The sequence below is a fragment of the Mucilaginibacter sp. KACC 22773 genome, assembly GCF_028736215.1.
Taxonomy (GTDB): domain Bacteria; phylum Bacteroidota; class Bacteroidia; order Sphingobacteriales; family Sphingobacteriaceae; genus Mucilaginibacter.
Map to the genome: position 1 here is coordinate 3,644,388 of NZ_CP117883.1, position 20,846 is coordinate 3,665,233.

Annotated in this window: 18 protein-coding genes; 3 read left to right on the forward strand and 15 right to left on the reverse strand. The window is 42.9% G+C overall.

What is annotated here, in order from left to right; genetic code table 11:
* Nucleotides 1–60: 60 nt before the first annotated feature.
* From PQ469_RS15100 to PQ469_RS15120, 5 genes are all read right to left on the reverse strand, one after another.
* Nucleotides 61–648: a sigma-70 family RNA polymerase sigma factor gene (locus PQ469_RS15100; protein WP_274213715.1), complete on the reverse strand. Its 588-nt coding sequence runs from the start codon at nucleotides 646–648 to the stop codon at nucleotides 61–63.
* A gap of 486 nt (nucleotides 649–1,134) precedes the next feature.
* Entirely contained in the window at nucleotides 1,135–1,617 is a 483-nt protein-coding gene (locus PQ469_RS15105; protein WP_274213716.1) for an L-rhamnose mutarotase, read from the reverse strand.
* Between the two features lie 7 nt (nucleotides 1,618–1,624).
* Complete coding sequence (locus tag PQ469_RS15110; protein ID WP_274213717.1) at nucleotides 1,625–3,280, reverse strand: sodium:solute symporter; 1,656 nt, start codon at nucleotides 3,278–3,280, stop codon at nucleotides 1,625–1,627.
* 193 nt (nucleotides 3,281–3,473) lie between these two features.
* Nucleotides 3,474–4,703, reverse strand: a complete 1,230-nt coding sequence (locus PQ469_RS15115) for an enolase C-terminal domain-like protein (protein WP_274213718.1) — start codon at nucleotides 4,701–4,703, stop codon at nucleotides 3,474–3,476.
* A gap of 26 nt (nucleotides 4,704–4,729) precedes the next feature.
* Nucleotides 4,730–5,512, reverse strand: coding sequence for an SDR family NAD(P)-dependent oxidoreductase (locus PQ469_RS15120; protein WP_274213719.1), 783 nt, complete (start codon nucleotides 5,510–5,512; stop codon nucleotides 4,730–4,732).
* A 427-nt stretch (nucleotides 5,513–5,939) separates the two neighbouring features.
* Between PQ469_RS15120 and PQ469_RS15125 the strand changes: the two genes are divergently transcribed.
* Nucleotides 5,940–6,842 carry an AraC family transcriptional regulator gene (locus PQ469_RS15125; RefSeq protein WP_090652747.1) on the forward strand — a complete coding sequence of 301 codons (903 nt, stop codon included), beginning with the start codon at nucleotides 5,940–5,942 and terminating at the stop codon, nucleotides 6,840–6,842.
* Nucleotides 6,843–6,986: 144 nt separating this feature from the next.
* Here the strand turns inward: PQ469_RS15125 and PQ469_RS15130 are convergent, their stop codons facing one another.
* The 5 genes from PQ469_RS15130 to PQ469_RS15150 all read right to left on the reverse strand — a co-directional run bounded on the left by PQ469_RS15130 (nucleotide 6,987) and on the right by PQ469_RS15150 (nucleotide 13,477).
* Nucleotides 6,987–7,748 carry a hypothetical protein gene (locus PQ469_RS15130; protein WP_274213720.1) on the reverse strand — a complete coding sequence of 254 codons (762 nt, stop codon included), beginning with the start codon at nucleotides 7,746–7,748 and terminating at the stop codon, nucleotides 6,987–6,989.
* Nucleotides 7,749–7,767: 19 nt separating this feature from the next.
* A complete protein-coding gene (locus PQ469_RS15135) occupies nucleotides 7,768–10,068 on the reverse strand; it encodes a family 20 glycosylhydrolase (protein ID WP_274213721.1) in 2,301 nt (766 codons plus the stop codon).
* Between the two features lie 232 nt (nucleotides 10,069–10,300).
* Nucleotides 10,301–11,257 carry a thioredoxin-disulfide reductase gene (gene trxB, locus PQ469_RS15140; RefSeq protein WP_274213722.1) on the reverse strand — a complete coding sequence of 319 codons (957 nt, stop codon included), beginning with the start codon at nucleotides 11,255–11,257 and terminating at the stop codon, nucleotides 10,301–10,303.
* A gap of 100 nt (nucleotides 11,258–11,357) precedes the next feature.
* Nucleotides 11,358–12,272 carry an energy transducer TonB gene (locus PQ469_RS15145; RefSeq protein WP_274213723.1) on the reverse strand — a complete coding sequence of 305 codons (915 nt, stop codon included), beginning with the start codon at nucleotides 12,270–12,272 and terminating at the stop codon, nucleotides 11,358–11,360.
* A gap of 32 nt (nucleotides 12,273–12,304) precedes the next feature.
* The gene (locus PQ469_RS15150) at nucleotides 12,305–13,477 is read right to left on the reverse strand and encodes a dipeptidase (RefSeq protein WP_274213724.1); all 1,173 of its coding nucleotides are present in this window, start codon (nucleotides 13,475–13,477) and stop codon (nucleotides 12,305–12,307) included.
* 245 nt (nucleotides 13,478–13,722) lie between these two features.
* On the opposite strand from PQ469_RS15150, the gene PQ469_RS15155 reads away from it, so the two are divergent.
* Nucleotides 13,723–14,289 (forward strand): OmpH/Skp family outer membrane protein, encoded by a 567-nt coding sequence (locus tag PQ469_RS15155; RefSeq protein ID WP_274213725.1) that lies wholly within the window; start codon nucleotides 13,723–13,725, stop codon nucleotides 14,287–14,289.
* Between the two features lie 153 nt (nucleotides 14,290–14,442).
* Here the strand turns inward: PQ469_RS15155 and PQ469_RS15160 are convergent, their stop codons facing one another.
* From PQ469_RS15160 to PQ469_RS15170, 3 genes are all read right to left on the reverse strand, one after another.
* A complete protein-coding gene (locus tag PQ469_RS15160; RefSeq protein ID WP_274213726.1) occupies nucleotides 14,443–14,856 on the reverse strand; it encodes a DUF3592 domain-containing protein in 414 nt (137 codons plus the stop codon).
* A 15-nt stretch (nucleotides 14,857–14,871) separates the two neighbouring features.
* A complete protein-coding gene (locus tag PQ469_RS15165; RefSeq protein WP_274213727.1) occupies nucleotides 14,872–15,270 on the reverse strand; it encodes a DUF3592 domain-containing protein in 399 nt (132 codons plus the stop codon).
* Between the two features lie 167 nt (nucleotides 15,271–15,437).
* On the reverse strand, nucleotides 15,438–17,066 hold the full coding sequence (locus PQ469_RS15170; protein WP_274213728.1) for an acyl-CoA carboxylase subunit beta: 1,629 nt from the start codon (nucleotides 17,064–17,066) through the stop codon (nucleotides 15,438–15,440).
* A gap of 357 nt (nucleotides 17,067–17,423) precedes the next feature.
* Here PQ469_RS15170 and PQ469_RS15175 point away from each other — a divergent pair, with 357 nt between their 5' ends.
* Entirely contained in the window at nucleotides 17,424–18,197 is a 774-nt protein-coding gene (locus tag PQ469_RS15175) for a C1 family peptidase (RefSeq protein ID WP_274213729.1), read from the forward strand.
* 159 nt (nucleotides 18,198–18,356) lie between these two features.
* On the opposite strand, the gene PQ469_RS15180 is transcribed toward PQ469_RS15175, so the two are convergent.
* Together PQ469_RS15180 and fbp are read right to left on the reverse strand one after the other, a co-directional pair.
* Nucleotides 18,357–19,085 (reverse strand): acyl-CoA desaturase, encoded by a 729-nt coding sequence (locus tag PQ469_RS15180; protein WP_274213730.1) that lies wholly within the window; start codon nucleotides 19,083–19,085, stop codon nucleotides 18,357–18,359.
* Between the two features lie 388 nt (nucleotides 19,086–19,473).
* Entirely contained in the window at nucleotides 19,474–20,502 is a 1,029-nt protein-coding gene (gene fbp / locus PQ469_RS15185; RefSeq protein WP_274213731.1) for a class 1 fructose-bisphosphatase, read from the reverse strand.
* Between the last annotated feature and the right edge of the window lie 344 nt (nucleotides 20,503–20,846).

A 20,846-nucleotide genomic window follows, 5' to 3' on the forward strand; every position in this document is an offset into this window, starting at 1 on the left:
CCTACATGGTTATTAAAAAAAAGTTTATTTAATTAAAAAAGGCAGAAGTGCTCTTCTCTTTTATTTGAAAAGCCGGTGGATATGGATAGCTACGATGAGTATCCAGCCGTGATTTTTAAGTTCACCCCTGATAATACGGAGTGCGCGGGTAAGGTTTGCCTCTACCCCTTTCTCGGTAATTTGTATTTTGGTTGCTATCTCCGAATTTTTCATTCCCAAATTGCGGCTGTAGCCAAACACCAGGCGGCATTTCTCGGGCATTTTTTCAACAATTCCGTTTACGTATTCCTGCAAAAAAATCGCGTCGAGCTTATCTTCATCATTTACGGTAGTTTCATATTCGTAGTTTTGTAAAGCCAGGTCGTTCCTGCGTTGCTCTTTTTGGTAATACTTGTAAACGGTAAATTTTACTGAGGTTGCCAGGAAGGCGGATAGGTTATTGATCTCGACATCGGTATACCTTTCCCACAACGATATAAATACATCATGTACAATATCCTTTGCAGCAAGTTGATCTTTACTGTGGTTCCAGGCTATTAACAGCAATTTTTTCCAGTACCGCCTGTAAATTTCGGTATAGGCAGCGTGGTCCCCCTCTTTTAAAAGGGCGGTAAGCTGCTCATCTGTGTATACGCCGTAATTAAACATAACCGCCCACCTTTTTCATTTAGCGGGTCTGGTTTACGTGATTAACAGGGCATATCGCGTTTTTCACCAACGGGTTAAACGGATGCAGTTCAAAAAGAATGATGTTTTTGTTAAAAAGTAAAGTTTTCCTCATATTTTTAGTTATCAGGTTAAATATCAATTTATTCAGTTTTATATCAAATACTGTTCGGGCTCATAATCTATTTATAGATCCTATCAGGATCTTTCCCAAAGGCTAAAATATCTATAAGTAAGGTGCAATTAAAGCTTAAAAAACAACGTTAGGTTTATAACGAAAAAGCGGCTCATAGCGCCGACAGTTTAAAATCAAAACTAAATAAAATCCCTTAAAGTTAAACATTAGGTTTTTCACTAACAATGGAATATTCGCTGTTAAAACAACTCTTCATTTTCAATACACTTCTTAAATTTTAATCAGTTTATAAAACAGGTAAGTTTTTTTGCAATTTGGCTTGTGCAAAGGTTTTAATTCATATGAAACACCTCATCCATGGCTTGCCATTGCTGTTTGTGCGCAGCAGCTTCAGGTAGAGGTATTTGCGTTGGATCGGTTTCTTTCCACCAGCGTCGGGTGGTGGTATCGGCGGCCATTTTGGCCATATCGCCCTTAAAATCAACACCCACATATTCAAAGTAACTAAACAAAAAATACTTGCCATCTATTTTTTGAATATAGATGGAGTAATTGCGAATATTGCACTCTGTTATCTTTTTCAAAACTCCTGGCCAGGCATGCGAATGCAATTGTTTATAATAGGCCATCTTTTCGGGTTTTAAGCCGGTTACCATACCAAAACGCTGCACATTTTTGTGCTGCACTGCTTTTGCTGATGCAGTATCCTGCTGTAGGGTGGCCTTCTTATTGCCACTTTTACAGGCAGAAAAGCCGATGATGCAACTGATGAGTATAATTGCAAACCGTTGGATTTGAAGGAGAACTTTGTTCATGATGCCATTACCTAAAAATGTAAAACAATACGGCCATTATGCCAATTAACAAAACCGAAAGTACTTTATAACTACCTAACCCACTCCGGGCTACACCGCGCAGAGGTTCCCAGGGCGATTTCCAATACAGGGTAGCGCTTTCTTTAGTATGCTGAACGGGGTACATATATGATAATACAACCTGTAAACACAGGCACACTACAAAAAGATAAAAAGCCATCATCATAAAAGGAATTGACCCAATTGCGCTTGCAGGGTAAACCTTTCCGATGATGAACACCACTACCCCTATTGCCGAGCCTACCCATAAAGTATATTTGGCCGAAACGGCCGATGCCTTTTCCCAGAAAACACCTAATAAAAACACACAGGTTATTGGCGGCGCTATGTGGGCAATAATGTCATTTAAACCATTAAATATGCTTTCGTAATTATTGAGTAGCGGCAACAGCATTAATGATAAAACGAGTGCAACACCGGCTGCTATTTTACCAATGCTCACCAGTTTTTTGTCTGTTGCTTCGGGTTTATATCTTTTATAAATATCGTAGCTTACAATGGTTGATATTGAATTTAACGCCCCCGATATCTGGCTCATTAAACCGGATAATAACGCGGCAACAAGCACGCCTATCAGCCCCGGAGGAATTAGCTGGGTAATCATCAACGTATAAATTCCTTTGCTGTTTACCACTTCTTTCCCATCAATCACACTTTTTAAAGCCGAAATATCCAGGTGCCCGCTTTGCGCCAGTGTATAGGCAAACAACCCTGGCATTACAAAAATAAAAACCGGTAATATTTTGATAAAACCGCAAAACAGCGGACCAACCCTGGCATGGTTTTCATCTTTGGCACCTAAAACGCGCTGTACAATGGTTTGGTCGGCACACCAATACCAGATGCCCAATACCGGGTATCCCAAAAAAACAGCATACCATGGCATACCGCTGGCATCGCCATGAGGGCGAAGCATGGATAGTTTATTAAGCTGCCCGGTATGTTTTAATACCTCAACCATTGGCTCCCAACCACCCATTTTGGTATAAGCCGCAATGCTCATGATAATAGCGCCACCTAAAAGCACCACGGTTTGGATAGATTCGGTAACTACCACGGCCGTTAAACCGCCAACTACAGTATATATAGTAGTAATAATAGAGATGATGATGACACTGGTATACATATCAACCCCAAACAGCGTATGCAATACTATGCCACCCGCCAACAACGAAAAAGCAATATGAATCAACACCGCCGATACTACCGATATAACGGCCAGCCAATCGCGGCTGGCCCTGTCATAACGTTTTTCTAAAAAATCGGGCAGTGTTGATACGCCTGATTTGATATAAAAAGGCGCAAAAAACAAAGCCAATAGGATTAGCGTAAATGCCGCCATCCATTCAAAATCGCCGTTAAGCAAGCCTGTATCAAACCCGCTTTGAGCAAGGCTCACCAGGTGCACACATGAAATATTTGTAGCAAATAGGGCCAGGCCAATCACTGGCCAGCGCAGCTTTTTACCTGCCAAAAAATATTCGCCGGCCTCGTTATTGTTATTTTTTGTTTTTTGCTGATGACGAATACCCGACCACAGGCCGATAATAAATATCGCCGCTATGTACAAGCCACTAATGATCAAATCTGGTGTGTGTATCATCTGGAAAAATCCTAATTTTAAAACTCTAAACTCTAATTGGTAAATGCTAAATCGTTAATTTGACAAGCCCATTTTCACTCACTACTCACTACTCACTACTCACTACTCACTACTCACTACTCACTACTCACTACTCACTACTCACTACTCACTACTCACTACTCACTACTCACTACTCACTACTCATTACTCACTAACCCAATATTTTCAAATCGCAACTGCTCCCGGGTTCCTGTGGCGTTTGGTACACGCCACCTGTTATGTTCACAGGGTTTACAAAATGCTTTTGCAGGTGTGGAATATGCTCTAAAAATAAAGCCTCGTGACCGATTGCTATATGATTAAACAAAACCAGGTGCTGATGCAGTTGGCCCATATCGCCCACATGTGGCACTACAGGTACCCCGTATTTTTTGCATAGCAGGCTTACAGTTATAAATTCGCTTACACCTCCTACCCTTACAGCATCTACCTGGATAAATGAAGCCGAGCGGGTTTGCAGATAATTTTTAAAAATGATTTTATTGGGCACATGCTCGCCTAAAGCCAGTTTTAACGGCGAAATAGTATCTGCCAGAGTTTTATGGGCTAAAACATCATCCGGGTGAGTTGGCTCCTCTATCCAGTACGGGTTCATGCTTTTAAGTTTATGGCATATCGATACCGCCTGCGGCAGGTTCCATTGCTGGTTGGCATCCAGCATTACTTTTACATTATCGCCGGCAACTTCCCTCACAATATGCGCACGGCGGATATCCCTTTCAGGGTCGGCCGAGCCAACTTTAAGTTTCATTGCGGTAAAACCTTCGGCCAGTGCAATTTTACAGTTTTCGCGCACTTTTTCATCCGAATAATTGAACCAGCCTATGGATGTATCATACCCCGGATAACCTTTTTGCAAAATGCTTTCACGAATTGCTTTGGTGGATTGTTGCTCTTTGAGCATGTTGATAGCCTGTTCATGAGTCAACTCATCTTCAAGGTACGACATATCTAACGTAGCTACAATTTGTTCGGGGCTTAAGTCAGTTAACAGTTTCCAAAGTGGCAGGCCCCTCTTTTTGGCCCACAAATCGTAACAGGCATTGGTAACCGAAGCAAGCGCCAAATGCACTACCCCCTTATGCGGCCCCAGCCAACGAAATTGCTGATCGTTGGACAAACTTTTGAACAAATCGCCAAAATTGGCCATGGTATCTTCAATATCCCTGCCTTTAATTTTATCGGCATAATATTGCGCAGCTTTGCAAACCAAATCATTACCCTCGCCCAATGTAAAGGCAAAGCCGACCCCTGTATGGCCGCTATCGTCAAATAAACGGGTTACCGCGTATGAGTAAACAGGATCGGTATGTATAGCATCGCTGCCGGCCGCGCCATCAAGCTTATAACGGATATCATCAACCTGTATATTTTTAATCATATTATATAAAGTTTTTGGGAGATTGATTAAATGGTTTGGTTTAACACGCGGCGATAACCTAACTCGGCACCGCCAGTAACGGGTAAAATACAGCCGGTTACAAACCGGGCATGGTCGGATACAAGGAACAAACAGGCATCGGCCACCACGTCGCCTTCAGGGCAATAGCCCAGGGCGTGAATGTTATCCAGGTAATTTTCAATCGAATTGGTGTCGGGCTGTTGCTGGCTCCAGGCCCGCAGCATGGGTGTCCAAACACCTGCCGGGGCCACCGCGTTAACGCGGATACCGTAAGGGGCATAGTCAAGCGCCATCGATTTGGTTAAAGCGTTTACAGCGCCTTTTGTTGCGCTGTATGCGGCATGAATCTCCTGCCCCATATCGCCAACCAAACTACTGGTGTTTAGAATATTGCCACGCGTTTTTTTAAGTTCATCAATTCCATACCGGGTGGTGTTAAATATACCCTTCACATTTACATCAAAAAGAGCATCCCACTCATCATCAGTGGTTTCATGAACAGCTTTTGAAGGGTTACTGATGCCCGCGTTATTATGAATCACATCTATTTTACCAAAATAATCTACAGCTTTGGCAATAGCCTGCCTTATAGCAGCAGCTATTGAAACATCGGCCTTAAGATACAGGATATCCAGTGACTGCAGCTTTGACCGGGCCTCATCAACGCTCCGCTCCGAATTGGAAACAATGGCCAGCTTGGCGCCGGCTGCATGGTATATTTTAGCGCACTCAAAGCCTATGCCTTCGGTACCGCCAGTTAAAAAAATTACTTTATTTTTTAATAGCATATAAATGTTGTAGTGAAGCCGGAGCAAACCCGGCGTACACAGGTTTAAAATTAAACTGTAATGTTTTTACCATATAAAAGGCTTGAAGCAGGCCACTTATAGTTTACCGCCGTCAACCGCCAATGGGGCAAAACTTTAAAAGCAAGATCAACAGAGCTGGTTATATTGGTTGTTATGAACAAACCAAAAGTAAACCGATGTTTGTGAGTTTATAATAGCCAAAACATTTTTTTTAATGGATTATTCCATTAAACCATCAGCAAAATTGTGGCTTATTGGCATAATGTTGTGGCAGGTTTACAATACGGGGTAAATGTTTGTAATTTATAGAATGTTTTATCTATAATAGCACTCAAATGCCGGATGCTATGTTTCTGCTGATGTAATATCCCACTGTAACACCAATTATTCCTTAATACTATATTTGATGAATAACAGCTTTAAAAGGCGGCAAGGTTTTGAGGGTGAAAAATTCATCAGCATTCCTCAAAAAGTACTGCGCGATGCCAAACAGCGACATCCCGAACTTTTCCATATCTATATTACACATATAGGCTATTTCCCGAAGGCGGCATTTCATTATCGCGAACGCCGCAAAGGCTGTGAAGACAACATACTCATTTACTGCTTACAGGGAAAAGGTCATTATATTGTAGATAACAAGCGCTTTGAAGTACGCAGCAACCAGTTTATACTGATACCGGCTACTGATAAATACATGAGGTATTGGGCCGATAATGCCGACCCGTGGACCATTTACTGGGTACATTTCACGGGCGATAATATAGAAAGCTTCAACAAATCGCTCAACTTAAGTATCGGCCGCGGCCCGGTAAACATCCCTTTTAACGAAAATGCGATTACTATATGGCAAAACATTTACCAAACCCTGGAGATGGGCTACAGCCTTGAAAACATTAACAGCGCGTGCTTTTGCCTGTACCATATTATAGCTACTTTTTTGATGCCGGAGCGGCACATCCGCCATAATACCGATGATGAAGGTGATATCATCACCAAAACTGTCCACTTCATGCGCAGTAACCTAAACAAAAAACTAAGCGTGGAAGACATATCCGGCAAGCATAGTTTATCGGTATCACATTTTTCCAACCTGTTTCGTAAAGCCACCGGTATGCCCCCTATTGATTATTTTATTCACTTAAAAATGCAAAAGGCCTGTCAGCTATTATATGCCAATAGCGATAAAATAAAGGCTGTAGCAGCCGGGCTTGGCTATGAAGACCCTTATTACTTTTCGCGCATTTTTAAAAAATATATTGGCTCATCGCCCGAGCAATACCGCGTTACAGCGAAGAATACGGGATGATACAGACACCCCATTTGTGTTATGATCCTGCAATAATGAACTTCATAGCTTAGTTATAAGCGCAACCTGCTTCAGTTAACTCATTTTTAACAACAAAGGCGCATTAATGCGCCTTTGTTAAAACTATAAGAATTAGACAATAGCTTAATCGCTATGATGTCTTTTGTGCTTCTTCTTTTTGCTTGATTTAGAAGAACTTTTCTTCTCAGATTTCTTGGTTGCTGGCTTATCATCCTGCTTCTTTGGCGCGGCATTCGCCGTAGTCCCTTTTGGAGCAACATCAACCGAATCTTTGCTTAGTTGCTTTACGGTAAATTCGTTGCGGCTTAATCCATACTCAAGCTGCCGCTTCGCACCGGTTGACGTTGCATCTTTACCACTGCCTTTATAAATCAGAAATTCACGAATGAGTTTGCCATCCCGAATGTAAAAATTATCATCGCCCCGGTAGCCTTTGCGCTGTGAGCTGTTTAGTTTAGGAAAATCGAGTTTATTGGCTTTACTTTCGTTATTAAACTCATAGGCGTAAATACCCGTACGGTTAATGGTATCTTTTGATTTAACAGCTATCAATATTTCAGGGTTGCCATCAACGTCCATATCCGAGTTATAAACGTCGGTGATCTGGCCATCAAGGTCGCCGGTTGTGGTGGTATATTTAATGGCCGACGAATCTGAATGCAAGATCATAAACGCACCTGCCTCCTGCGATCCCCTGCCCCAGCTAAACACATCATAAGTTTGCCCCGGCGAAACCTCAATCATTTTATGGTACCTGAATGGCTTCATCAGTTCTGGCGCTTTAGGCGTTGCTGGTGGGCCGGCTGTTTTAGGTTGATTACCGCCACAGCCGGCTATAGTTACCGCGGCCATTAAAAAAGCTATATAATAAAATCTCCTGACCATTATAAGTTTTATCCTTCTGTTAATTTTTCAGCACATCGGCTGTCAACTCGGCCTTGGTTTTGCCTGGTGCCGATATAAAAACCTTCAACGTGTTGTTGCCACCGGCGTCTACATATTTAAGTGTAAACTTGTGGTAACCTTTCAATAAAGGGGCAGCGCCAAATTGCTCGTTGGTTGTATGCTTGCCATCATTATCAACCACAACCTGGTCATCTATCAACAAAACCGAACCATTGGCCGATAATGTTGAGAAGCCATAGTTGCCATCAGCCTCAATATTAATAAATCCGTTGTAAATTACACCAAACTTACCCTTACTTTTCCTGAAATCTGTTGTACTAAAGTTTTTTACTGCTCCGCTATCAGTTGGCAAGCCTATTAATTGACTGGTGCTGCCAAAAGTGCCGGTAAATAATTGGTATTTAAGGCCACTTGCGTTGCCTGTATAGTTAACGGCTGCAAAAGGTGCTTTATTGTAAACCAATGTGCGGGTAATGTTGCTACGCTTGCCCGATGGGGTAATTACAATGGTTTGTAACTCGCGGTACTGGTCGGCTGGTACATCGTAGTTCATGGGGATATGATACTCCAAATCGGTTTCGCGCGGTGTGTAGCCGTCAATAGTATAGTAAATTTTTGCGCCATCAACCGGCGATTTCAAGTTCACGCTTACCTGCGAACCAATCATTACGGTATCTTTTGCCCCAATTGCAACCGGCACATGGTAATCCAGGTTGTTTTTATCCAGCCAGGCTAAGTGCGATGGCAAGCGGGTTTCGCTAAAATCTTTAAAGTTTTTGTTAGTCAGGGGGCTCCAGGCAATTTCAGACAGGGCCATTAAGCGCGGCAGCAGCATAAACTCCACCTTAGCGTCGGTTGCTACATATTCGGTCCAAAGGTTGGCCTGTACCCCCATAATATATGTTTTTTGCTCGGGGGTTAATGCTTCGGGGGTTGGATCATAGCTGTAAATTTTCGACAGCGGCTCGTTACCGCCAATGCTCAGCGGCTCCTGGCTTGGTTTGCCCTGGCCATGATCTATATAAAGGCCGTGGCTGCCAGGTGTCATAATCACGTTATGTTTTTGCTGGGCGGCTGCTATACCACCTTCTTCGCCGCGCCAGCTCATTACAGCTGCATTAGGCGCAAGTCCACCCTCTAAAATTTCGTCCCAGCCAATGATGTTGCGGCCTTTGGAATTTACAAATTTCTCAACCCGTTGTATAAAATAGCTTTGCAGCTCATTTTCATCCTTTAGTTTAAGTTTTTTAATCAGCTGCTGGCAAAATGCCGATTGTTTCCAGGCATCCTTAGGGGCTTCGTCGCCACCAATGTGGATGTATTTGCTGGGGAACAGCGCCATCACCTCGGTTAAAACATCCTGAATAAAGGCAAATGTTTTATCGGATGGGCAGTAGATATCATTGAATACCCCCCAGGTTTCGGCAGGCTTGTAAGTTTTTGTTGGATCGCAGCTTAGTTCAGGATAAGCGGCCAATGCAGCCTGCGAGTGGCCTGGCATTTCAATTTCGGGTACGATGTTGATGTACCTGGCGGCGGCATATTTTACCACATCGCGAATTTGATCCTGGGTGTAAAATCCTCCGTAAGGGGTGCCGTCAAATTGCTGCGGTGTTTTATCGCGGTAGCCACCAATAAGCGTTTGCGCACGCATACTGCTGATTTGTGTAAGCTTTGGATATTTTTTTATCTCGATGCGCCAGCCCTGGTCTTCAGTAAGGTGCCAGTGAAAGTTGTTTAGCTTGTAGGCTGCCAGCAGGTCGATATATTTTTTAACCATCTCTACGCCAAAAAAATGCCTGCCTACATCAAGCATAGCGCCACGGTAGCCAAAACGGGGATAATCCTCAATATTCACACAAGGCAACTTAGCCGTGGCAGCCCTATCGGCCGGAAATAGCTGGATGAGCGTTTGAATGCCATAAAACAAACCGGCGCCTTTACCGGCAACGGTAATTTGCTGCGGGGTAATGGTTAGGCGGTAACCTTCGGCCGGCAGGTTATCGGTACCGGCAGATGTTAACGTGATGACATTGGAGGCTGCCCCGGCGTTTTTCACAACGATGGCCGCATTGTACGCCTGGCTACCGGCCAGGTAATCTTTAAAAAATAGCACTGCTTTGTTTGAGGGCGAATCGGCCTGCACTTTTGTTTCCTGGCTGAACAGGAAAGTGCCGGGGGCTTTTGTGAGCGACACCGGCGCCGGGATAATCCCCGCATACGGATCGGTATCCTGGGCTTTAACAATAGTAAACACGGTTAACAATGCGCTTAGCATCACGACAGTTTTTTTGAGCATAGTAGTATGAGATTGGTACTGAGCCGTGAATATATAACTTTTTAAAAAATTATAAGAAGTTTTCCTTTGTAACAAAAGCATGAATGTTGCCTTTTCCCGATACCCGTGCCTTTCGAACCCTCGTTCTTCTTTTAACAAAAGGATTTCTAAAAATAGAAAAGGCCATCTGTTTACCAAATGACCTTTTCTATTTTTAGAAATCCTCTCCGTTCAGGGGAGGATTGGGTGGGGCCTATGCCGTTACCACATGCTCTTTACCGGCAAGGTAACGCTCGGCATCAATGGCGGCCATACAGCCCGTACCTGCGGCTGTTACAGCCTGGCGGTAAATATGGTCCTGGGCATCACCACAGCAAAATACGCCCTCTACGTTGGTTTCAGTTGATCCGGGGCGGGTTATGATATAACCTGTCTCGTCCATATGTAACCAGCCTTTAAAAATGTCGGTATTAGGATGATGGCCTATCGCCACAAAAAAACCGGTAACGTCAAGGTCGGTTTCGATATTGGTAACGTTGTTAATTACCTTAACCGCCGTTACACTTTGGCCATCGCCAAGAATTTCTTTGGTTTCGGTATTGTAAAGGATTTCGATATTGGGTGTATTTTTCACGCGGTGCACCATTGCTTTTGAAGCACGGAATTCATCGCGGCGAACGATCATGTATACCTTGCGGCATAATTTGGCAAGGTAAGTGGCTTCTTCGGCAGCAGTATCGCCGGCACCTACTATAGCTACATCCTGGCCTTTAAAAAAGAAACCATCGCATACAGCACAGGCCGAAACGCCAAAGCCGCTGTATTTTTGTTCAGATGGCAGGCCCAGCCATTTGGCCGATGCACCTGTTGAAACAATAACGGTATCGGCAAGAATGGTTTTTACTTCATCAACCACTACTTTATGCGGCAGGCTGGTAAAGTCAACCGAGCTTACATAGCCAAAACGGATATCGGTACCCAGGCGTTCGGCCTGTTTCCTGAAATCTTCCATCATTTCGGGGCCCATGATGCCTTCCGGATAACCAGGAAAGTTCTCTACGTCGGTTGTTTGTGTAAGTTGCCCGCCAGCTAATAAACCAGTGTACATTACCGGTTTAAGATCGGCCCTTGAGGCGTATATGGCAGCAGTATATCCTGCCGGGCCCGATCCGATGATCAGGCATTTTACGTGTTCTAATTCTTCAGACATTTGTTATAAATGAGGCACAAATTTATAAAAAAAGTCAATCCATTGGGTCAGTAACAGGTAAACTATTATCAAACCATTAATTTTAACTATTCAACAGATCCTAATAAATGGTCTCCGGCCGCATCACGTCGACGATGTTGAGCGTAAGCCGATAACTCGAATCTACCTTTTCGCCTTTATATGTTGCCGGTTTCCATTTTGGCGAATTCATAAAAGCCTTAACCATCAATTCATCAAAATTGGTGTCGGCAACGTGCGTTACTTTAGCTTCTGTAACAACACCCTCCTTGCTAATTTTCAATTCAAGCACCAAAGTACCGCTATGGTCTGGAGTTCGAAAGCCCGTGGTGCGGTTTCGTAAGTATGTATGTAAATCAAATGGCATTACCGGCGGCCTGTAGTTATTTTCAAGATAATTGGTATGCTTTATGTTAATGCCTTTTTTATTGTAAGCATCAGTAAAATTCACAAAGCCTTCGGCATCCAATCCGCACCATTCACCTTCTTTATGGTCGTTTACATAATATCCTTCTAAAGATACGTTGCCATCATTGCCATAAAGTTGGCACAAACCATTTAACCTGCCTTTGTTATACGTGTGCAATTCTGTTTTGCGGCCAAAACTATAATCCGTCCAAACGCCGCTTTTCTCGCCGTCAACAAAATAGCCGGTAGTTTGAATGTGGTTTAATGTATCTGCTATCCCATTTGCACGGTAATTAATATCCGGGCTAAAATCGACTTTATGGTAATAAATAAACTTACCGGTAGGTACAGACAGTGTTTCGTCTTTAAAGAATCCGGATGTAAGGATGATATCCCTCATGTTAAACTGCTTTACCGACCACACAGAATCGCCGGGAAGTTTTTCAACAACGGCATAAGACGCAGCCAATGCTTTGTTGTCGGTGTGATCGCCCGACTCTGTTATGTAAAACATGAAAGGCGACTGGGCGTAAAGCTTATGACCGATAGAAATTATTAATAATGCAACGAAGAGTAATTTTTTAATCATATAGTGATAACTTAAGGTTACCACAAATATAATTATTTACCCGTATTAGCCTTCAAAACCCGCATCAAATTTCCACCTAAAATTTTATCGATATCCTTTTCGGTATAGTTTAGTTTCAGTAGTTCTTCGGTGATTTTTGGATAATCGCTCACGCTATCAAGGCCCAGCGGATAGGATTCGGCCCCGTCAAAATCCGAGCCGATGCCTACATGGTCAACCCCTATTAGTTTTACTATGTAATCAATATGATGGATGAGCAAACTCAGGGGCGGGCGAATTTTGTCCGATTCGGCTTTATACATCGAGTTCAGCCTGATGTTGGCCAGGTCGCCATCGTGGTAAATTTTGACGAGGGAGTCCAGCTCGGCTTTATGCTGATGTAAAAACATTGCCACCTTTGGTGAATAGGTACTATCTACAAAGCCGCTGTAAAAATTAAGGCAGATCACTCCCCCGTTTTTGGCCAGGGCTTTCAGCTGATCGTCTTTCATGTTGCGCCTGCTGGGGTCAATACTCCAGGCGCAGCTATGCGATGCGATAACGGGTTTGGTAGCGGTAGCCAGCACATCGTAAAAAGTGCGTTCGCCTACGTGCGATACATCAACCATAACGCCCAACTGGTTCAGGTGCTTAACAATTTGCTTGCCATAATCGGTAAGGCCTAAAAATTTCAGGCTATCTTTTTTGGTCACCTCATCGCGGGCCGAAGTTGCCCATGAGGTACTGTTGTTCCAGGTAAGGGTTAAATAATTCATGCCCCGTTTGGCCAGGCTGTCAATATAATCCATGCGGTCTTCAATCATATGGCCACCTTCAACCCCTATCAGTGCGGCCAGTTTTTTCTGGTCTACCGTTTTTTTAAGTTCGGCGCTGTTGTGTACCAGCGTAATTTTATCGGGATAACGTTTAATAAGCGCGTACAAAGAATCAATTTCGCGATTGGCAAAAGCAAAGGCGGTACCTTTACCATAATTTTCGCCACACCAGATAGAGAAAATCTGCGCATCCAGTCCTCCCTCTTTGGCGCGTACCAAATCAAAATTGCCCTCGGTTTGCTGTTTACCCAAATCAAACTTCGTGATCAATTCGTTAGATAATACATCGTTATGGGTATCTATTAAAATTGCCTTCTGGTGGATTTTAGCGACATCCTGCGCACACAGCTTTAAAGAAATAAACAATAAAGGAAACAACAGTTTTTTCATGCCTCAAGATAAAAATTTCAGGGATATTATATGCTTTTTTTATGTAAATGCGGGCATCATCATTATAAGCGTACTGGTTGCCCATGCCCTTTTCATCTTCCGCAAATTACCAATAATGAAATTATAACGATCCATTTAAAACATAAAAATCAGCATAATAATGAAAGATATATTTATTTTTTCCTGGTATGGGCAATGCCTTTTATTTTTAAGCCGTAACTTCGCGGTTTTTAAATTAATAAATTATGAAGTCACTTATCATCGTCGCCTCTGTTATATTGACCTCGCTTGCCGCAAGCGCGCAAACTGCGCCCGCCGCTGCCAGCGCTGCCAATACTATCGTTTTTGTTAACTCAGATTCGCTTATTAATAATTACGACTATTATAAAGCTGTAAGATTTAATTTGCAGGACCTTTCGCAAAAAGCCCAGGCCGAAATTACAGCAAAAGGCACTGCGTTTCAAAAGGAAGTAGCCGCTTACCAGAAAAGCGCGTCGTCACTTAACCTGGCACAGCGTACCACTACAGAAAAACGCCTGGCAACAAAACAGCAGACATTGCAGGCCCTTTCTCAAAACACAGCCAAGCAATTACAGGATGAAGAAGCAGAGCAAAATTCAAAGCTGTATGACCATATAGCGGCATACTTAAAAACTTATACTAAAACAAAAGGCTATAAAATTGTGCTTACCTACTCAAAAGCAAACCCATCCATGCTTTATGGTGACGAAAGCCTTGACGTGACCAAAGAAGTACTTGCCGGGCTAAACGAGGAATATAAAAAGGAAACAGCTCCTGCCCCGGTGAAGTAAGTCAGTAAATCTTCCGTATATGGGTTGTGAAGACTATATTTTCACAACCCTGCCTTGAACATTTTGAGCCTATAACTTTAATGAAAGCAGGGCCGGGGGAACCGGCGTTTTTTTTATGTTTAAAGGCAGGGATTTAGGTTGTTTTTTAGCGTCTTAAATAGAGAAGGCAGCAAGGATGACAATAATGCCAGCTGCAGCTATCAAATAACCAACGATATTCCCCCTAAAGTTATCTACTATGTAATTATCCTTTTCGGTTGGATCGTAAATAATTTTCACCTTCTCGCCTACTGAAAACGATGTCGGATTGGAGCCAATAGCCCTTCGATTGGTTATTGTTTCACCTTTTACGGTTTGATAAGTAAACACAGGGTGATACATCGGCTTACCATCTTCAAAGCTTTCATCAATCCGCACCACCGTCCCAGGTACACGAATACCATTTTTAAAAAGTTGCCGGCGCAAAATTATTCTTACAACACCAATCCCAACAATAAAGAATCCCAGCATACCAATAATCAGGCTGCCTTTCGTATTGTCATTGACTGCTTTTATTTCAGAAATCATTTTTTTTCGTAATTATTACTGATACAATATATAGTATACAACTACACCAATTATTAAAGCTATCCCGATAGCAATAAATACCGGAGCCAAAAGCTTGCTGTGCCAGTTGTCTATTATAAATTGCTGATTATTATCCGGACTGTATATCACCCTAACGGTTTCGCCCTCTTTAAATGCAGGCGGGCTGCTGCCAATATCGTATTTTTTAGTTACCCAGTCCTTTTCAAGCGTTACATACCTTATTACCGGATAATAACTACTCCCATTACCACTATAGTCATTTTCCATAACCGTACCTTCAACACGGACCCCGTTTTTTAATAATTTACGCCGTTCGGTTATTTTGGCAAAACCCCAAACAGCTAAAAAAGCACCACCCGCAAAAAGTATAATTTCGTCAATTGTTGCATTCATAACACATTTTTTTCTGAACCGCGATTATGCAGATTGGTCAGATTTTTTGGATTTTGATTTCGTTCGATTTAACATAATGCCCACTCACAACTCACAACTCACAACTCACAACTCACAACTCACAACTCACAACTCACAACTCACAACTCACAACTCACAACTCACAACTAAGTCTGTATCACCCCCACATTAAACGCTTTTTCAATAGGTGAATGGTTGGCAGCTTCTATCCCCATAGATATTACTTTACGGGTTTCCAGCGGGTCGATAATACCATCAACCCAAAGCCTTGCCGCTGCGTAGTATGGTGTGGTTTGGCTGTTATACCTATCGGTGGTTTGTTTTAACAGTTCCTGCTCCTTTACCTCATCTACCAGCTCCCCTTTGGCCTTTAACCCTGCCGACTGCATTTGCACCAGCACCTTGGCTGCCTGCGCGCCGCCCATAACGGCTATTTTTGCCGATGGCCAGGCATATATCAGCCGTGGATCGTAGGCCTTGCCGCACATGGCATAGTTACCTGCGCCGTAGGAGTTACCTATAACTATGGTAAACTTGGGCACTACCGAATTGGCTACCGCGTTTACCATTTTGGCACCATCTTTTATAATGCCCCCCTGTTCGCTGCGGCTGCCTACCATAAAACCGGTAACGTCCTGCAAAAACACCAGCGGAATTTTCTTTTGGTTGCAGTTCATAATAAAACGGGTTGCCTTATCGGCCGAGTCGGAATAGATGACGCCGCCAAACTGCATTTCTCCTTTCTTTGATTTAATCACCTTGCGCTGGTTAGCCACAATGCCTACCGCCCAGCCATCAACCCGGCCCAGGCCGCAAATGATAGATTGGCCATAACCTTCCTTATATTCTTCAAAAGCCGAATCGTCCAGTAACCGTAATATAATCTCGCGCATATCGTAAGCCTTCTCGCGGTTATCGGGCAAAATGCCGTAAATATCTTTGGGGTCTAACTTTGGTGCAACCGGCTTAATCCTGTCGAACCCGGCCTTGTTATAGTCGCCCACCATGCCCATGATATTACGGATAGAATCGAGGCAAGCCTGGTCGTTAGGTTGTTTATAATCGGTAACGCCCGAAATTTCGCAATGCGTGGTAGCGCCGCCCAGGGTTTCGTTATCCACATCCTCGCCTATGGCCGATTTTACCAGGTACGATCCTGCCAGGAAAACCGATCCGGTGCCCTCTACAATCATAGCCTCATCGCTCATGATAGGTAAATACGCGCCACCGGCCACGCATGAGCCCATAATGGCCGAAATCTGGACGATACCCATACTGCTCATCATGGCATTATTCCTAAAAATACGGCCGAAATGTTCTTTATCCGGGAATATCTCATCCTGCAAAGGCAAATACACTCCTGCCGAATCTACCAGGTAAATGATAGGCAGCCGGTTTTCCATAGCTATTTCCTGCGCGCGTAAATTTTTCTTTGCGGTTATCGGGAACCAGGCGCCGGCCTTTACCGTGGCATCATTGGCCACAATTACACATTGCCTGCCCGATACATAGCCAATACCGCAAATAACACCACCAGACGGGCAGCCGCCATGCTCGGCATACATGCCATCGGCAGTAAACGCGCCAACCTCCAGCCAGGGTTTATCTTTATCTATCAAATAGGCCACCCGCTCGCGCGCCAGCATTTTGCCTTTTTCTTTTTGTTTCAAAGCAGCCTTTTCGCCACCACCCAGGTAAACTTTTTTAAGCCGGGTTTTAAGCTCATAAACAAGCTGCTTGTTTATATCTTCATTTATATTGAATGACAGATCCATAATTGGTATATAATAGAAAACGTAATTTAGGGATAATTACCGTTGTAAAGATAATTTTTAGTTTTCATTTGGTCATTGGTCATTGGTCATTGGTCATTGGTCATTGGTCATTGGTCATTGGTCATTGGTCATTGGTCATTGGTCATTGGTCATTGGTCATTGGTCATTTAAGGGCAAGTTTGATTGGCAACGATTGTTTTAATTTTTTTAATAAATACACCAATGACAAGCGCAGCGTCAATGACTAATGACAAATGACAAACCAGTAGCACTACGCTTAAAATAGCGTAAAAACACGTATATATATTTACCTGAATCCATATAGCTTTACTTCACAATTACTTAGCCCCGTCTGTCATGATACAAAAAACTCAACACTACGGCTGGACACCCGACCTGCCCGATCACCGCGATTTAAGATATGCCATAGTTAGACCCGAAGCTTTAGCCAAGCCGCTACCACCAATGGTTGACATGCGGCTGCAATGCCCGCCCGTTTATGATCAGGGCCAATTAGGTTCATGTACGGCCAATGCCATAGGCGGCGCTTTTCAGTTTGAACTCATGAGGCAAAAATTGCCGGTTTTTAATCCATCGCGCCTGTTTATTTATTATAACGAACGGGTGCTGGAAGGCACTGTAAGCCAGGACAGCGGGGCCCAGCTGCGCGATGGCATAAAATCGGTAGCCACATTGGGTGTTTGCGACGAAAAACTTTGGCCGTACAACATCAAGAAGTTTGCCAAAAAGCCAACAAAAACATCATTTACAAAGGCAAAAAAAAGTCAGGCCCTGCAATATACCCGTCTAAATAATATGAATATCAGCGAGCTCAAATCGTGCCTCGCTACCGGCAATCCTTTTGTTTTTGGGTTTACGGTGTACCAAAGCTTTGAAAGTGCTACAGTTGCACAAACCGGCGTACTACCCATGCCTTCAAAAACCGAAAGTGTTTTGGGTGGCCACGCGGTTATGGCTGCCGGGTACGACGATAGTAAAAAAGCATTCATTATCCGCAACAGCTGGGGCGATGCCTGGGGACAAAAAGGCTATTTTTTAATGCCCTATGATTACATTACCAGTACTGACCTTGCAGATGACTTTTGGACAATAACGCAGGTAGAAGGGTAATTTGGGACGTATTTAATATGACATGGTAACCACGACAGTACTTTTCATTTACTGAGCTCTTGGTGCCGACAATCAACTTCACCTTAGGTAGTTACCGGCCTGAAAGCGTTTTATTATTGATTTTATTATTGATCTTATTTAGTTCGGGCCGGCACTACCTCATGCTTTTCTTAAGGTGATGATGCGCATCCAGTGCATTAGCTTCATAACCGGGTAAACCGGGTCTATCTCAAACCATTTTTTCCCAAAATTGGCACTATTTGGGTGCTTATGGTGGTTGTTCTGGAACAACTCGCCCAGCATCAAAAAATCAAATGGCGTTGTATTTTTTGATTTATCATCATTTTCAAAATTTCTGTACCCATACTTATGGCCACACCAGTTAACAATAGCGCCATGGATAGGCCCCATCATAAAATGTACGGGCAATAATAAAAACATCCACCAATGGGCAGCAAAAAAAATGTAAAAGCAGGCATACGCCGCGCCAAAAAGCAGTCTTGATAATATCGAAGAGCCCATGCGGTCAACTATCGGCCATTCAGGGTAATACCCCGGGAATTGTATCTCGGGATTTTTGCTCCGTTTTACGTAATCACCAAAAGTTTTAATAGTATGCTTCATCATTTGATAAACATCTGCAAAGAAATGCGGCGAATGCGGATCTTTTTCTGTATCGCTGAAAGCATGGTGCTGGCGGTGCATCATGGCATAAGCCCGCGGGTTTAAAAACGAAGTGCCCTCGAAAAGATAGGCCATCAGATAAAATATGCGTTCCCAGAATTTATTTGTGGTAAACATTCGGTGCGAAGCATACCTGTGTTGGAAGAAAGTTTGAAAAAATAGCGATAGAAACCAGTGCGCGATAAAAAAAATAAGTATGGCCATAAAAATAGCGTTAATAGTAATAGATAACAGGCACGGATTTCCTATGGCTGTTGATGGGCTTAGAAAACAGAGAGGGAATGGTTCACTGTTGGCCTGAATTTGCCTGATGGAGACATCATGCATAATGATTAAGCTGCATTTGTCATCGAACCGGTAAACGTTTGTGGATGTTGCGCCAGAAACAGCAGGTACTTAGTAAATCTCTAAGGATTACGTTATAGATTAAACTGTTAACCGGATTATTTATTGTGGCATAAGCGGTATGGCAACATAATAAAAAAGCACCCTCCGTTAAAGGAAGATGCTTTATGAATAAGTTTATGCGATTAATCGGATGGCTTTCCTTAAGTGCAGGTTATAATATAGCGTCCTAAACAACCAATTTATGCTAAACCAAGGCAACAGCACTTTTAGGTGAAAAAGAATTCATAAACTCCTGCGCTCTTTTTACCATTAACTTCGATCCTATAAATATAGCCGAACGCTGATGGAGCTGCTCTACTTCAATATCCAAAATTCTGTCGTATCCGTTAGTAGCCAAACCACCTGCCTGCTCCACAATAAACGCCATCGGGTTGCACTCGTAAACCAGGCGAAGTTTTCCATTTTTATACTGTGCTGTGGTTGGGTAAATAAATATGCCCCCCTTTATTAAATTACGGTGAATATCTGCAATCATCGATCCGGTGTACCTTGAAGTATACGGCCTATTGGTGATATCATCTTCTACCTGGCAATATTTAATATATTTTTTAACGCCTTCGGGCAAATGGGTGTAGTATCCTTCGTTTATAGAATAAGTATTACCTTCGGCAGGAATACTCATTTCGGGGTGCGACAAGCAAAACTCTCCAATTGAGGGATCAAGTGTAAAACCGTTTACCCCCTTGCCTGTGGTATATACCAACATAGTGGATGAGCCATAAATTACATATCCCGCTGCTACTTGTTCGGTACCATTCTGCAAAACATCCTGAAGCGTTGCTTTACCTTCGTTCGATTTTCTGCGGTAAATAGAAAATATAGTGCCAACACTTACATTTACATCAATATTAGATGAACCATCCAGGGGGTCAATAGCCACAATATATTTGGCGTTTTTTGATATCTCAGAGTCGATATAAATATGTTCTTCATTCTCTTCAGAAACAACAATACAACATTCACCGCCGCTTTGCAATGCCGAAATGAACTGTTCGTTTGCATATATATCCATTTTTTTCTGGTGCTCCCCGTGTGAATTGGTTTCGCCTGTTTCGCCAATGATATCAATCAGCCCGGCTTTATTAATTTCGCGGTTTACAATTTTTGCTGCGATACCTAAATCGCGTAAAAGCCGCGAAAGTTCGCCTTTGGCATACGGAAAATCGGCCTGCTTCTCTATAATAAATTGCCCTAACGTTTTTACTGTCTTCATATAGATTGTTTTTAGTTTCAAAAATAAAGACACTCTTTGTGCACAAAGCAGTGTCGCAGGTAAAAGTTAAAATTGGTGGCGCCGACTACCTTAATGCGCCAGCCTGCAATTAGCTATTTATTGCTATAACTATCTAAAAACCTTTTTACTAAGGTAATTGGAGACCAAAGCACAACTGTCATGCACTGTCTTAGAACTCAAATTCTTCTACGCCGATGCGTTCCAGGCTGTCCAGTAACTTTTATACTTAAAGTTCAAATATCCCGACCCTATTTCTCAACCAGGCGTTATTATCTTTAGATAAGATCGTACAATAATTTGATAACAGATAGATAAAAACCATA